Source organism: Chitinophaga arvensicola (genome assembly GCF_900110835.1).
GTDB lineage: Bacteria > Bacteroidota > Bacteroidia > Chitinophagales > Chitinophagaceae > Chitinophaga > Chitinophaga arvensicola.
Genome location: NZ_FOJG01000001.1, coordinates 2,454,528 through 2,468,862, shown reverse-complemented (window position 1 = coordinate 2,468,862; position 14,335 = coordinate 2,454,528). Strand labels below are relative to the sequence as shown.

The following is a 14,335-nucleotide window of genomic DNA, read 5'->3' as shown; positions in this document are numbered from 1 at the left end:
ACTGCTGGCAGCTAAAAACTGCTTATCTTTGCAGGAATATAAAGTGTGCACCGCACTATTAGTTCATCCGTGGAGGGATGCAAATCAGTCAGTATGTTATCGAAAAAAACACAATACGCATTTCACGCATTAGTACACCTGGCAGAGAATGTAGATAAAGGCCCCATCCTGATATCTGAAATCGCCCAGGAAAAAAATATCTCTATCAAATTCCTCGAAAACATTTTGCTGGAATTGAAGAATGCCGGTATCCTCGGCAGTAAAAAAGGAAAAGGCGGAGGCTATTACCTCATGCGACCTCCCAAAGAGATCGCACTGGCCAAGATCATCCGCCTGCTGGATGGTCCCATTGCCCTCCTCCCTTGCGTGAGCCTCAACTACTACGAACGCTGCGAAAATTGCCGTGATGAAGCCGTTTGCGGCCTCAACGAAGTAATGGGACGGGTAAGAGACTCTGCGCTTAAAATACTGGAAAACAAGACGTTGAAAGATATTCTGACCCGAAATAACTAATGAAGGGTTCAACTTTCTAAAGCCGGCCATCGTGCCGGCTTTAGTCTTTATAATAGCAGATCTCCTGATCAGGGGTATCCCCAAACCGTTTTCCCCAACCACCAGTAAACCTTACCTGACAACTTCGTATTCCCTGTTCAACATTAATTCCCGCCACTACAGCCACTTCCAGGGAAAGAAATAATTTTTTGCCTATTTAGTCTATCTTTTTTATAGGTTTTATGTATTTTTGTTAGAGGAGTAGCCGTAATTACTCCGCTGGCACTAGACAAATCAATCAATAAGGAAGATCTACATGACAGACATTACCACCGCGCTGGTCAACAAACCGGTAGAGGAGGCCATACAGTATCTGCTGGAACAATACCCCGGCGCTGTCGCATTCTCCACCTCTTTTGGCCAGGAAGACCAGGTAATATCAGATATTATCTGGCGTAACCACTTGCCGGTTAGAGTTTTTACCCTGGATACGGGCCGCCTCTTTCAGGAAACATACGATGTAATGGACCTTACTATGGCCCGTTATAAACAACCTGTAGAAGTATATTACCCGGACACCACCGCTGTAGAAAAACTGGTGACTACCAAAGGCCCCAACAGCTTTTACGAATCCGTAGAAAACCGCAAGGAATGTTGTGGCATCCGCAAAATTGTTCCCCTCAACAGGGCCCTCGAAGGTGTTAAAGTATGGATCACAGGCCTCCGGGCAGAACAATCCGAAAACCGCCAGGGCATGGAAACCCTCGAATGGGACGAACATCGCCACCTGTACAAGTATAACCCGCTGATCCACTGGGGCTACGACGAAGTACTGGCCTACCTGGAACAACATAAGGTTCCCTATAACAAACTACACGACAAAGGCTTTATCAGCATCGGCTGCGCCCCGTGTACAAGAGCTATAGAACCAGGAGAAAATCCCCGCGCCGGCCGATGGTGGTGGGAACAGTCGCAAAAAGAATGCGGCCTCCACGGATAAGCAAATTAAAGACATCAGCTTTTTAGTATAAATTATTATAGTCCATGACTAATCAGATAAATTGGGAATTTCCTCAGGCACTGGAAGATGAAGCAATTTACATACTCCGTGAAACGGTAGCACAGTTCGAAAAGCCGGTACTGCTGTTCTCCGGTGGCAAGGATTCTATTACCCTTGTACGACTGGCACAGAAAGCTTTTTATCCCGGTAAAATCCCCTTCCCTTTATTACATGTGGACACCGGCCATAACTTCCCCGAAACCATCGCGTTCCGCGACTGGCTCGTGAATACACTCGGACTGGATATTATCGTGAGAAACGTACAGGACAGTATTGACCAGGGAAAAGTGCAGGAAGAAACCGGTAAATACGCCAGCAGAAACGCACTCCAAACCGTTACCCTCCTCGATGCCATCGAAGAAGGTAAGTTCGATGCCTGCATCGGCGGCGCCCGCAGAGATGAAGAAAAAGCCCGCGCCAAAGAAAGAATTTTCTCCGTAAGAGATGAGTTCGGTCAGTGGAACGCCAAAATGCAACGTCCCGAACTGTTCGATATCCTCAACGGTAAAATCAATATAGGAGAAAACGTCAGGGTATTCCCCATCTCAAACTGGACAGAACTCGATGTATGGAATTATATCGTGCGTGAAAAACTCGAAATTCCAACTATCTACTTCTCCCACGAAAGAGAAATCATCGAGCGCGATGGACTCTACTGGCCTTACTCAGAGTACCTCAATACCACTGCCGACGAAGTGCCTTTCCGCCAGAAAGTACGCTTCCGTACCGTAGGCGATATGACCTGTACCGCTGCCGTATTATCAGAAGCAGATAAACTGGAAGATATCATCGCAGAAATCATGGAAGCCAAGATCTCCGAACGCGGCGCACGTATCGATGATAAGCGCTCCGAAGCCGCCATGGAAAAGAGAAAACAGGCCGGTTATTTCTAGCAGATACCCATCCCTGACTATTTAGATAACTCAATTGAACACTTCTTTTAACGGCCCGCCGCTAAAAGCTAAAAATAAAAAATAATGGAGGTTTTACGTATAGCCACTTCCGGTAGTGTAGACGATGGTAAAAGTACCTTGATAGGTCGTTTATTATACGATACCAATTCTATTCCACAAGATAAAATGGAAGCGCTCCACGCCGCCAGCAAGCGCAAAGGACTCGATTTTACGGATCTGTCCCTGCTCACCGATGGCCTCGTAGCAGAAAGAGAACAAGGGATCACCATTGATGTGGCACACATCTACTTCTCCACACCTACCCGCAAATACATCATTGCCGATACCCCCGGGCATATCGAATATACCCGTAACATGGTAACCGGCGCTTCCAACGCACAGGTATCGCTGATCCTGATCGATGCCCGCAGAGGTATTGTGGAACAAACACACCGTCACTTCTTTATCGCTAACCTCCTCCGTATTCCTTACCTGGTGGTATGCGTAAATAAAATGGACCTCGTAGATTACAGCGAAGCCCGCTTTAACCAGATAGTGGAAGATTTCCAGCAAATGCTCGCTAATGCCGGATACAAAGGACAGGAAGTAAAATTCATTCCCATCTCCTCCCTGTATGGCGAAAATGTGGCTACCCGCACTGGTGCTATCAACTGGTACAACGGCAGCACCCTGCTGGAATACCTGGAACAGGTATCGTTCGATCATGAAGACCGTAACCATCCTGCCCGTTTCCCGATTCAAAGCGTGATCCGCCCCAGAACAACCGAATACCACGACTTCCGTGGCTTTGCCGGTAAAGTGGCCAGCGGTCATTTCAATGTAGGCGATGAAGTGGTATCCCTGCCCTCCGGACAGAAGAGCCGCATCAAAACCATCGAACAATTCGAAAAGCAACTAACGGTAGCGCATGCACGTGAAAGCGTGGTGATCACCCTCGAAGGCGAAATAGACAGCAGTCGCGGTAACATGCTGGTAAAAACAGATGAATTACCCGCACAACTGAAAGAAATCAGCGCCAACATCTGCTGGATGGATCAGCTGCCGCTTACTTCCGGTAAAACCTATCTCCTGCAACACGGTGTAAACCGTGTAAAAGCTAAGGTGCAGCAGATCAACTACGTGACCGACGTAACCAATCATACGCAGGTAGCAGATAAAACGTCTATGGGATTGAATGATATTGGCCGCATTTCCTTGAAAACAGCTGCGCCGGTATTTGCAGATCCTTACAAAAACAATCCTGCCAACGGCGCTTTTATACTCATCGATGAGTATAACAATACGACTGTAGCAGTGGGTTTCATTGAATAGTATCACATCTCACTATAAAAAAAGCAGCGGAGGGTAAATACCTTCCGCTGCTTTTTTTATGTAGATAATTGTTTAGATATTTTTCAGCATATCCACGGTCATGGCAGCCAGATCAAACTCCGGCTTCCAGCCCCAGTCGTTGCGCGCCTGGCTGTCGTCGATACTGTTAGGCCAGCCATCTGCAATCTGCTGACGGTAATCCGGCTCATATGCCATCGTGAAACCAGGGATATGTTTTTTAATTTCTGCGCCGATCTCTTTCGGAGAAAAGCTCATAGCACCCAGGTTATAGGCAGAACGTACTGCAATTTTAGAGGCATCTGCTTCCATCAGTTCAATGGTAGCGCGGATCGCATCCGGCATGTACATCATGGGCAGGTAAGTATCTTCAGAAAGGAAACTGGTATATTTTCCGTGCTCTTTTGCTTCGTGGAAAATTTCAATGGCGTAATCAGTAGTACCACCGCCTGGTGCTGATTTATAGCTGATCAACCCGGGGTAACGCAGGCTTCTTACATCCACTCCGAAGCGGTGGTTGTAATATTCGCACCAGCGCTCACCGGCAAACTTGCTGATACCATAAATCGTGGTAGGCTCAATCACAGTGTGCTGCGGCGTTTCCTGCGCAGGGGAATTAGGTCCGAATACTGCAATGGAACTTGGCCAGTATATTTTATCGAGATTCTCTTCTTTCGCAATATCCAGTACGTTCAGCAGGCTTTGCATATTGATATGCCAGGCCAGTAAAGGATTTTTTTCACCGGTGGCAGACAGGATCGCCGCCAGCAGATAGATCTGGGTGATATTGTGACGGATCACCAATACGTGCAGCATCTCCTTGTTCATCACATCCAGCGATACGTAAGGACCGGTACCTTTCAACAGATCATGCTCTTCACGCAGATCCGAGGCCAGCACGTTTGTGTCTCCATACATCTTTCTTAAGGCCAGGGTCAGCTCCACGCCAATTTGTCCGCAGGCGCCAATAACCAGTATCTTATCTTTCTTCATACAAAAATATAATTGTAAGCTATTTTTTAAATCGGACCGTAATATTAACGGGTTCGCCGCTATTTCCACTCATGACTCCCCTGCGCATGACAATGCTATAACAATAAAAATAACGCCGGGTGATGCACATGGTTTTCGGATTACAATATTATGACAATTGCCGGTATTACGATGCTTTGATCCGCCGCCTTTGCCGGATAATGACTATCTTTGCACCTTCTATTAAATGACCCAATTTTTTCAAGATATGAAGCACTTAAAATCTTTATTCAAGGAACAATACAACCCGGAAAATTTCTTCCTGATTGCTGGTCCCTGTGTGATTGAAGAAGAAGAAATCCTGATGGAAGTAGCGGAGAAAGTTACTACGATCTGTAAAAAATTAGCTATCCCTTATATCTTCAAAGCCTCTTACCGTAAAGCCAACCGTACCAGCGTACATTCCTTTACCGGTATAGGTGATGTGGAAGGACTGGAACTGTTACAGAAGATCGGTAAAACGTTTAATGTACCAGTGACCTCAGATATTCACTCTGCCGCAGAAGCAGCCATGGCTGCCGCTTACGTAGATGTGTTACAGATCCCTGCTTTCCTCTGCCGTCAGACAGATATCCTGCTGGCTGCCGCAGAAACCGGCAAAGTAGTAAATGTAAAGAAAGGTCAGTTCCTCAGCGGAGAGTCCATGAAATTTGCAGTGGAAAAGATCAAGGGCGCAGGCAATGATCATATTATCCTCACCGAACGTGGTACCACCTTTGGTTACCAGGACCTCGTAGTGGATTATCGCAATATTCCCATCATGAAACACCTGGGCGAGCCAGTGGTAATGGATTGCACGCACTCCTTACAACAGCCCAACCAGACCAGCGGCGTTACCGGTGGTAACCCGCAGATGATCAGCACCATTGCCAGGGCTGCTATTGCTACCGGTGCAGATGGCCTGTTCATCGAAACACATCCGGATCCATCCAAAGCAAAATCTGATGGCGCCAACATGTTACGCCTCGATTTGCTGGAACCATTGCTGGAACAACTGGTGGAAATCCGCCAGGTAGTGAGAAAATTCTAATCTTACCCGCTATCATAAAAAGCTATTACTTCCATACGGAGGTAATAGCTTTTTGCTTTTCCGGCTTTCCCGTTTTTTCTGTAAATTCATGAAACACATAAACTCAGCTCACTATGATTAATATCCACGAATTAAAATCAGGTGATACCGTTATCACAAACTACGGCGGGGCGGAAAAAGAGGGAAAAATTTTACAGGTAGATCATGAAGACAAAAAGGTACTGGTGGCTACAGATGAAAGTGAGTACTGGTACGACCTTGACAACCTGTTGCCCGTGCATCTGACCGAAGCCACGCTGCTGAAGTTACAGTTTCATAAAGACGAGGCCGCATCGTCTCCCGCAGGTGGGTCGTTGTATGTGAGAGGCCCCTTTTCAGTCCGTTGGTTTGATGAAGGACATAAGCCGTTACTGCAGCTGCATTACCGCGATGAAACCCGGGCGCTGAACGAGCCGATTACACTCAATGAACTACAGAATCATTATCATGCCATGACGCTTTATCATCTGGAATAAAGCCCATAAACAGAAAGGCTGACCTAAAGCAGGTCAGCCTTTCTTATCTGTTAGCTGTTTTTTATCTTATCAAAGTAATGTTACCCTTAAATTCAAAACTTTCCCCACTTTCACAGATCGTTTTCAGTGAATAAATGTAGGTGCCGATAGGCGCCACTTGTCCCCTGTTTTTCCCGTCCCAGCCGGAGCCTGGCACATTTATCGGGAAGTGCCTGTTTTCAAACACGAGTGTTCCCCAACGGTCGTAGATCCGCAGATATTCAATTTCTTTTACGCCTCTTCCTTTAGGATAGCAATATTCGTTTTGCCCGTCATTATTTGGTGTAAAGGCATTGGGCATAAATACAGCGCCCTGGCTGCAGGTAATGTGTATCACAATATCGTCGGAGGCCTTGCACCCAAAGCGGTTCTCTACTTCCAGCAGGTAACGGGTAGTAATATTGGGAGTGGCCTGCACCGAACGACAACTGCTGCAATCCAGGTACTCGGCCGGTGACCAGGTCCAGCGGACAACATCGTTGCTGACAGCACCACCCAGGGTAACGGGTACGCTGGCCATTGCCTGCATATCTGCGCCAAGACTCACCGTAGGCCTGGGATGCAGTTGTACCTGCAGCGAGGTGTTTTCGGAAAAACATCCATCTTTATCATACCCGGTTACCTTGTAAACATAGGTACCTGCATTGTTCAACGTGGCGGTTGGCACGGCAGAACTGGTATTGTCGAGTCCCGGTCCTTCCCACTGGTAGCTATCTGCGCCGGTTACCCACAACGGGAGCTTGTCACCCAAACAAAGTGCAGTATCAGGCGTCGCTTTTACCGTAAAGGGTTGTACCACCCTTACATTTACAGCAGCCGTATTGATACAGCCATTGTTGTCGGTTACCTTTACCAGGTAATCGGTAGTGGTAGCCGGACTGGCCTGGGGATTTGCAATGGCCGGGTTACTCAGCCCTGCCGCTGGCGTCCATTCATATTGCGCACCGCCGCTGGCCTGCAGCATGGTCGTATTTCCCTGACAGATAAATTCGCTGAAAGAAGTAGCCCTGGCATCTGGTAGCGGCAGGATATTGATCATATGATGCGCAGTGTCTGTACAACCATCTTTGCTGGTAACAGTCAGGGTAACATCTTTATTACCCGGAACAACAAATGCGTGATCTGCAGGTAATTGTTTGTCGTCCGTTCCGCTATCACCGAAATTCCACTTCCAGGTAGCTGCGGTCATGCCCGTACTGTTTCCTTTAAAGCCGACAGGCATGTCTTTACAGGCTTTATCCGGCCCCGTAATGGACGCTACCGGCGCCGGATATACGACCACCGTTGCCGACACCGTTTTTTCGCACAGATAGGCGGTAGTAGTGGTTAAGCTGAATTCATAAGTACCCGGTTTATCCAGGTAAAACTTTGGCGTGGCTGTATTGGCCCCCGTTGCCCTCACAGAAGGGTCATAGGTCCATTTGTAGGTAGACGGCATACCGAGGCTCATGGCCTGACTGGTAAATACCGGTGCAAAAGTGAGTTCACCTTTACCGCAGATCTGCGTGGCCGAAGGATTTAATTTCACATCGAGTTGATCAATAACGATCGGCGACGCCAGGAAAGCAACGCCCTTGCAGCCTTGTTTGTCTGTTAATAACAGGCGGGGATTGTATATTCCCGGGGTCTTAAAGAGATGCGTGATCACTGTATCCTTTGATTCCTGGATGATCCCATCTGTAAAATCCCAGTTGAAAGTAGCTGCGCTGGAATTAACAATGTTAAACACCACTTCTTTTTCCAGGCAGCCGCCCTGTGTACTGGGCGTTATCTCCGCAGAAGGCCCGGTTACTGTAATCAGTTCTTCTGCCTGGTCTTCCGCACCGGTTTCTCCTTTTACTTTTAAAGTCACTTTATATTTACCAGCCAGTATGTAGGTATGCATTGGGTTAGTTTGATCTGAGGTACTGCCATCGCCAAAATCCCATGCAGAACTGATATAGTTGAACGATTTATTGGTAAAGCGGAACACCATGGGTGCGCAACTGCCACCATCAACAAAGGAGGAAGTATAGGTAAATGCGGCGCCCGTCTTTGCTACCTTGATCTGTTGTGAAGTGGTATCTGTACAACCGTTGCTGTCGGTGATGATTAAGGTTACAGTATACAGGCCTGGAGTTGGATAATTCACAACAGGATTATCAGAATTGGAAACAGTAGTGCCATTTCCAAAATCCCAGGAGGTAGTGGCAATCTTTCCTCCCACCTCAACAGAGCGATTGGTAAATCTCACATTGGCACCGGGTTGCACGATGTTTTTATCGGCGGTAAAAGCGGCATTGGGGCCATTTACCTGTATTTTTTTTCCGGAGAAAACATTCGTGCAGCCTTCTTTATTAGTCACTCGCAGCACCGGATAAAATAATCCGGCCGTATAGTAGGTATGTGTGAAAGGTGGAGCGGTGAATGTTTTCACCGGTGTACCATCGCCAAAATCCCACTCCCATTTTACAATATTGCTGCTGTAGGTAAGATCTGTAGCATCTGTAAACGTAACCACTGTTCCACGGCATTGCACCTGAGGTGGTGTGTTGTAGCCTGCCAGCGGGCCGCGCACCTGTATATTCACAATATTACTGCTGTCGATACATCCTACCCTGTTCACAGCCAGCAGCTGTAAAGCCTGCTTACCGGGTGCCAGGTTGCTAAAGCGATAAGTGGTTTGTGTACTATCTGGCCAGGCTTTTCCATTTACCCGCCAGGCAAAGCTATTGGCAACATAAATATCCGGATCATACTTGCTGGCCGTTGCGGTAATAATATCGCTGCTGCACAAGGTGTTTTTATCTGCCGTGATGGTCACCGGAGAAGCCGCAATCATATCTGCTGTTCTTACCAGCACTGTGGTACAGCCACCGTATGTAATCGTAAGACGTACCTGGTATTTTCCGGTACGGGAATATTTGTGGGTAAGCCTGGCCACACGGGTGGTGTAGGAGGTATCTGTACCATCGCCCCATTCCCATTTCCAGGAAGTGGCCTGGGTAGAATTTTCTATGAAAGTGGCGGTAAGCCGGTTATTACAGTCGGGGTTAAGAATACTAAAACGGGGAAAAGGATCGATGGCCTTTATGTATTGCGGTTTGAGGAGCGTATTACTACAGGTACCGTTCCACACCGTCAGTTTAATATCATAGGTTCCCGGGTTGCTGTAGGCATGTTTGGGCGTGGGTGTATTCCCCTCGCTGGTAGTGTTATCACCGAAATCCCATAGCCATTTATCTCCTACGTCCGACAGATCTTTAAAGCTCACCACGGTATTGCCGCAGACCTGTGGAATATCCGGCGAAGAAAAATCTATGACAGGCTTTTTAAACACGGTGATATCCGGATTACATTTCACGGTTCCTTTACATCCGCTGGCTGTAGTATATGTGAGGCTTACGGAGTAAGTGCCGGCTTTCGGGTAAGCATGTGAAGGATTGGCTGCGGCAGATCGGGGCGAGCCATCGCCGAAATCCCATTCATAAGAACTGATGGCGTCACTGCTGTTACTGGTGGCGCTGAAACCGGGCGTAATTCCTTCACAGCCACTGGCGCCATTTGCAGTGGCTGTAATAATCGTTTGTACCACCTGGATATCTGCTTCACTGCTGGTGCCGCAGCCGGCCGCATTGGCGGTAGTCAGCCGGACTTTATACAATCCCGGGGCAGCGTAACTGTGCGCCGGAGCTTTTTCTCCGGATGTTTGCTGATCACCAAAATCCCATAGCCAGCTGGCAGCGCCGGTAGCGTTATCATTGAAATGAACGATGGCCGGCAAACTGCACACGGGTTTGTTGTCGCTGCTGATACTGGCTGTTGGCGACGTATTGACGGTCACCAGTTTTTCTACTACCTGCGTACACTTCCCGTAGGTGGCGGTCAATTTTACTTTCAAAGGCCCGGCTGCAGCGGGTAGGTATACTACTGTTGCATTATTTCCGCCATAGGGCTGGCCGTTGAATTCCCAGCTGTAGTTATCTGCATTGATGCCTGATAAAACAGCCTTAAAAATGTTGCCGGTGCCGGTACATACGGGGGCGGGCAATGCTATGTCTGTGCTATAATTAGCGATATTGATATCGCTGATGGTTTTGGTGGCGGAACATCCGAGGTCATTTGTTACGTTCAGTGTAATGGCATGTTTACCTGGGGTGGTAAAAGTATGTTTACCCGGATCCTTTTCGGTGGAGGTAGTGCCATCGTCAAATGTCCACAGGTAGCTGAGTTTGCCACCGCCAACAGAAGTATTGGTGATCGTAACGTCTGCAGGCGCCTGGCAAAGCGTTTTATCTGCCACTATAAAATCGGCGATAATAGGTGCCTGTGCTTCCACGGCGCTATCTACCCGTGCAAAATTGGTACACCCGTTACTGTTGGTAACAGTGAGGGTGATGGCATATTTACCGGCTTTATTGAAAGTGTGGGCAATGGTGTTGCCGCTGCCGATGAACCCATCGCCAAAATCCCAGGTAACTTTAGCAATGGTACCGCTACCGGGATCAGACCCGTCAGTGAAAGTGGTGGTAAAAGGGGTGCAACCGGCAGGGGGTATGGCATTGAATTTCACGGCAGGCTTCTTCCATACATTGATGTAGTTTTCTTTTACAATGGTATTGGAAGCGCCGGAGGCATCGGTTACGGTCAGTTTTACGGTATAACTTCCTCCGGTTACGTAAGAAGCGCTGGGATGTTGTTCCCGGGAAGTAAATCCATTTCCCAGGTCCCATTGCCAGGATACGGGATTACCGGTGGATTGATCAGTAAAGTTGGTGACCAGCAGGCCACAGGCGCTGGTGTTGGTGGCAGAGAAAGCGGCTTTCAGTTGTGCCCTGGCAGGAAATGCCATTACACAGCATAGAATAGCAACGATATTGCTCTTTGCAGATACGGTAAGGTTCATCGTTTTTTCGGATACGGATACGGTTACGGACTCTCGATAAGATTGGGGATCAAAGTACAATTTTATACCCAATAGCCAAAAAATTGATCTAGTGGCTCAGATTAATTTTTGAAAACATGTAAATGGAAGGAAATGTTCGCTGGTTTTGTTGGGGTCAGCTTAATATTATGCGTTATAAATAGCGTAAAGGGTTTCTCCGGGCATTCTGGATATAATTTTTCATATTAACCCAGAACGCAAGAATCATGTAAACAATGAGTGGGGAACCCATTGTCAGGAAAGTGGCATAGATGAAAAAGATGCGTATGCGGGATGTGGCTACCCCGAGTTTATCTCCAATAGCGGCACATACACCGAACGCTTTCCATTCCACAAAGTCTTTAATCCGGTTCATAGATCAAATTTATCAAATTCCGGCTGGAAAAACAAGCAAAAAACAGCGAATGCCGGTATTCCCTCCAGTACCTTGAATATCAGCATCTTTGCCGCCCTGCCGGTTTTCTGTGCATGAGAAAGCCAGCAAAAGCAGGGCAGATAAATTTAATATATCATTTTTTGATAATTTTTCGGGAAGATAAAAAGGGCATATTTCCGGCTGCTGTCCGGAATTTAAGGAACTGTTAAAGTACAGGAAGTTTATGCACAGTTGGCTAGATGTTAAGTATTTAATTTAAAAACTTGTTGTTTTTAGTTAATTTTGCGGACGATTTTTAACCGCTCTTAAATTATTTTTTTCCCATGGTGTTTGATATTGACATGATTAAAAAAGTGTATGCGGCACTCCCGGGTAAGGTGGAAGCAACCCGTAAAATGTTAGGTCGCCCGCTCACACTTGCCGAGAAGATTTTGTACGCTCACTTGTATGCACCGACTACCACGCCTTACGAAAGAGGCAAATCCTATGTTGAATTTGCTCCAGATCGCGTAGCTATGCAGGATGCAACTGCCCAGATGGCATTGCTCCAGTTTATGACGTGCGGCCGCGATAAAGTTGCGGTTCCATCCACTGTTCACTGTGATCACCTCATTCAGGCTAAAGTAGGCGCTACACAAGATCTGGCAACTGCTATTGACACCAATAAAGAAGTTTACGATTTCCTTTCCTCAATTTCTGATAAATACGGCATTGGTTTCTGGAAACCAGGCGCTGGTATCATTCACCAGGTAGTGCTGGAAAACTACGCGTTCCCAGGTGGTATGATGATCGGTACTGACTCCCACACCCCTAATGCCGGCGGTTTAGGCATGGTGGCGATTGGTGTTGGTGGTGCTGATGCGGTAGACGTAATGGCTGGTTTACCATGGGAGCTGAAAATGCCGAAACTGATCGGTGTGAAGCTGACTGGTAAAATGAGTGGCTGGACTTCTGCCAAAGACATTATCCTGAAAGTGGCGGGTATCCTCACCGTAAAAGGTGGTACCGGCGCTATCGTGGAATACTTTGGTGAAGGTGCCGATAGCTTCAGCGCTACCGGTAAAGGTACTATCTGTAACATGGGTGCTGAAATCGGTGCTACCTGCTCCCTTTTCGCTTACGATACCAAAATGGCGGATTACCTGAAAGTAACCGGCAGAACAGAAGTAGCTGCCCTGGCAGACGAAGTAAAAGAACACCTGCGTCCGGATGCGGAAGTATACGCAGATCCTACCAAATACTACGACCAGGTAATTGAAATCAACCTGGACGAACTGGAACCATATGTAAATGGTCCGTTCACTCCGGATCTGGCATGGCCTATTTCCAAATTTGCCCAGGCTGTTAAAGAAAACAACTGGCCGGAAAAACTGGATGTAGCCCTGATCGGTTCCTGCACCAACTCTTCCTATGAAGATATTTCCCGCTCTGCGTCTCTCGCTCAACAGGCGATCGACAAACAGCTGGATATGAAATCTGAATATACCATCACTCCAGGTTCTGAAGTAGTACGCTACACCATCGAAAGAGATGGCCTGCTGAACACTTTCGACCAGGTAGGCGGTGTAGTACTGGCAAATGCCTGCGGTCCGTGTATCGGTCAATGGGCCCGTCACATCGACGATCCTAACCGCAAAAACTCCATCATCACTTCCTTCAACCGTAACTTCGCGAAGAGAAATGATGGTTACGCTTCTACCCACGCTTTCGTAGCTTCTCCGGAAATCGTTACTGCGCTGGCTATTGCAGGTGATCTTACCTTCAACCCGCTGACCGATAAACTGAAGAACAAAAATGGCGAAGAAGTAATGCTGGATGAACCCGTAGGTTATGAACTGCCTCCGAATGGTTTTGAAGCGGAAGATGCCGGTTACCAGGCCCCTGCTGAAGATGGTAGCGGTGTACAGGTAATTGTATCCCCTACTTCTGAGCGTCTGCAACTCCTCGCGCCATTCAGCGCATGGGAAGGCACCGACCTGAAAGGGCTGAAACTCCTCATCAAGGCAAACGGTAAATGTACCACGGATCATATCTCTATGGCTGGTCCATGGCTGAAATACCGTGGTCACCTGGATAACATCTCCAACAACATGCTCATTGGTGCGATCAACGCATTCAACGATAAAAGTGATACCGTTAAGAATTCCATCACCGGCGAATATGGTGCAGTTCCTGCCACTATGCGCGACTACAAAGCACACGGTTTTGGTGCAGTAGTAGTAGGTGACGAAAACTACGGTGAAGGTTCCAGCCGCGAACACGCTGCCATGGAACCCCGTCACCTCGGCGTTCGTGCGATCCTGGTGAAATCTTTCGCCCGTATCCACGAAACCAACCTGAAAAAACAAGGTATGCTCGGTCTGACCTTCGCTAACAAAGAAGATTATGACCTGATCCAGGAAGACGATACCATCGATATCGACGGCCTGACTACCTTCGCTCCAGGTAAACAACTCACCGTTGTGCTTCATCATAAAGATGGCAGCACCAACGAATTCCCTGTAAACCACACGTACAACGAACAACAGATCGAGTGGTTCAAAGCAGGTGGCGCACTGAACGTGATCCGCGCAGAAGCTGCCAAAAAAGCTTAATCAAACGCTTTAAGCATATAAGGAACGGGC

Annotated in this window: 10 protein-coding genes; 7 read left to right on the top strand and 3 right to left on the bottom strand. The window is 47.6% G+C overall.

The window, feature by feature from the left end:
- The first annotated feature begins 93 nt into the window (after nt 1-93).
- The 4 genes from BMW79_RS10420 to BMW79_RS10405 all read left to right on the top strand — a co-directional run bounded on the left by BMW79_RS10420 (nt 94) and on the right by BMW79_RS10405 (nt 3,777).
- Complete coding sequence (locus BMW79_RS10420) at nt 94-513, top strand: RrF2 family transcriptional regulator (RefSeq protein ID WP_089894182.1); 420 nt, start codon at nt 94-96, stop codon at nt 511-513.
- A 295-nt stretch (nt 514-808) separates the two neighbouring features.
- A complete protein-coding gene (locus tag BMW79_RS10415) occupies nt 809-1,492 on the top strand; it encodes a phosphoadenylyl-sulfate reductase (protein WP_089894179.1) in 684 nt (227 codons plus the stop codon).
- Between the two features lie 44 nt (nt 1,493-1,536).
- A complete protein-coding gene (gene cysD, locus BMW79_RS10410; RefSeq protein WP_089894177.1) occupies nt 1,537-2,445 on the top strand; it encodes a sulfate adenylyltransferase subunit CysD in 909 nt (302 codons plus the stop codon).
- A gap of 84 nt (nt 2,446-2,529) precedes the next feature.
- Complete coding sequence (locus BMW79_RS10405; protein ID WP_089894174.1) at nt 2,530-3,777, top strand: sulfate adenylyltransferase subunit 1; 1,248 nt, start codon at nt 2,530-2,532, stop codon at nt 3,775-3,777.
- Between the two features lie 72 nt (nt 3,778-3,849).
- On the opposite strand, the gene BMW79_RS10400 is transcribed toward BMW79_RS10405, so the two are convergent.
- Nucleotides 3,850-4,788: an NAD-dependent epimerase/dehydratase family protein gene (locus BMW79_RS10400; RefSeq protein ID WP_089894171.1), complete on the bottom strand. Its 939-nt coding sequence runs from the start codon at nt 4,786-4,788 to the stop codon at nt 3,850-3,852.
- A gap of 247 nt (nt 4,789-5,035) precedes the next feature.
- Between BMW79_RS10400 and kdsA the strand changes: the two genes are divergently transcribed.
- Nucleotides 5,036-5,857 (top strand): 3-deoxy-8-phosphooctulonate synthase, encoded by an 822-nt coding sequence (gene kdsA, locus BMW79_RS10395; RefSeq protein ID WP_177192109.1) that lies wholly within the window; start codon nt 5,036-5,038, stop codon nt 5,855-5,857.
- Between the two features lie 113 nt (nt 5,858-5,970).
- Nucleotides 5,971-6,372 (top strand): hypothetical protein, encoded by a 402-nt coding sequence (locus tag BMW79_RS10390; RefSeq protein WP_089894164.1) that lies wholly within the window; start codon nt 5,971-5,973, stop codon nt 6,370-6,372.
- Nucleotides 6,373-6,433: 61 nt separating this feature from the next.
- Here BMW79_RS10390 and BMW79_RS10385 read toward each other — a convergent pair whose 3' ends face one another.
- Together BMW79_RS10385 and BMW79_RS10380 are read right to left on the bottom strand one after the other, a co-directional pair.
- Nucleotides 6,434-11,296, bottom strand: coding sequence for a PKD domain-containing protein (locus BMW79_RS10385; RefSeq protein WP_089894161.1), 4,863 nt, complete (start codon nt 11,294-11,296; stop codon nt 6,434-6,436).
- Nucleotides 11,297-11,468: 172 nt separating this feature from the next.
- Nucleotides 11,469-11,690 carry a PspC domain-containing protein gene (locus BMW79_RS10380; RefSeq protein ID WP_089894158.1) on the bottom strand — a complete coding sequence of 74 codons (222 nt, stop codon included), beginning with the start codon at nt 11,688-11,690 and terminating at the stop codon, nt 11,469-11,471.
- A 344-nt stretch (nt 11,691-12,034) separates the two neighbouring features.
- On the opposite strand from BMW79_RS10380, the gene BMW79_RS10375 reads away from it, so the two are divergent.
- Entirely contained in the window at nt 12,035-14,305 is a 2,271-nt protein-coding gene (locus BMW79_RS10375) for an aconitate hydratase (RefSeq protein ID WP_089894156.1), read from the top strand.
- Nucleotides 14,306-14,335: the final 30 nt, after the last annotated feature.

Bases quoted from the DNA above. Each gene is read 5' to 3' on its own strand.
- BMW79_RS10420 (WP_089894182.1), top strand. From the start codon at position 94: ATGTTATCGAAAAAAACACAATACGCATTTCACGCATTAGTACACCTG.
- BMW79_RS10385 (WP_089894161.1), bottom strand. From the start codon at position 11,296: ATGAACCTTACCGTATCTGCAAAGAGCAATATCGTTGCTATTCTATGC.
- kdsA (WP_177192109.1), top strand. From the start codon at position 5,036: ATGAAGCACTTAAAATCTTTATTCAAGGAACAATACAACCCGGAAAAT.
- BMW79_RS10380 (WP_089894158.1), bottom strand. From the start codon at position 11,690: ATGAACCGGATTAAAGACTTTGTGGAATGGAAAGCGTTCGGTGTATGT.
- BMW79_RS10400 (WP_089894171.1), bottom strand. From the start codon at position 4,788: ATGAAGAAAGATAAGATACTGGTTATTGGCGCCTGCGGACAAATTGGC.
- BMW79_RS10405 (WP_089894174.1), top strand. From the start codon at position 2,530: ATGGAGGTTTTACGTATAGCCACTTCCGGTAGTGTAGACGATGGTAAA.
- BMW79_RS10415 (WP_089894179.1), top strand. From the start codon at position 809: ATGACAGACATTACCACCGCGCTGGTCAACAAACCGGTAGAGGAGGCC.
- cysD (WP_089894177.1), top strand. From the start codon at position 1,537: ATGACTAATCAGATAAATTGGGAATTTCCTCAGGCACTGGAAGATGAA.
- BMW79_RS10375 (WP_089894156.1), top strand. From the start codon at position 12,035: ATGGTGTTTGATATTGACATGATTAAAAAAGTGTATGCGGCACTCCCG.
- BMW79_RS10390 (WP_089894164.1), top strand. From the start codon at position 5,971: ATGATTAATATCCACGAATTAAAATCAGGTGATACCGTTATCACAAAC.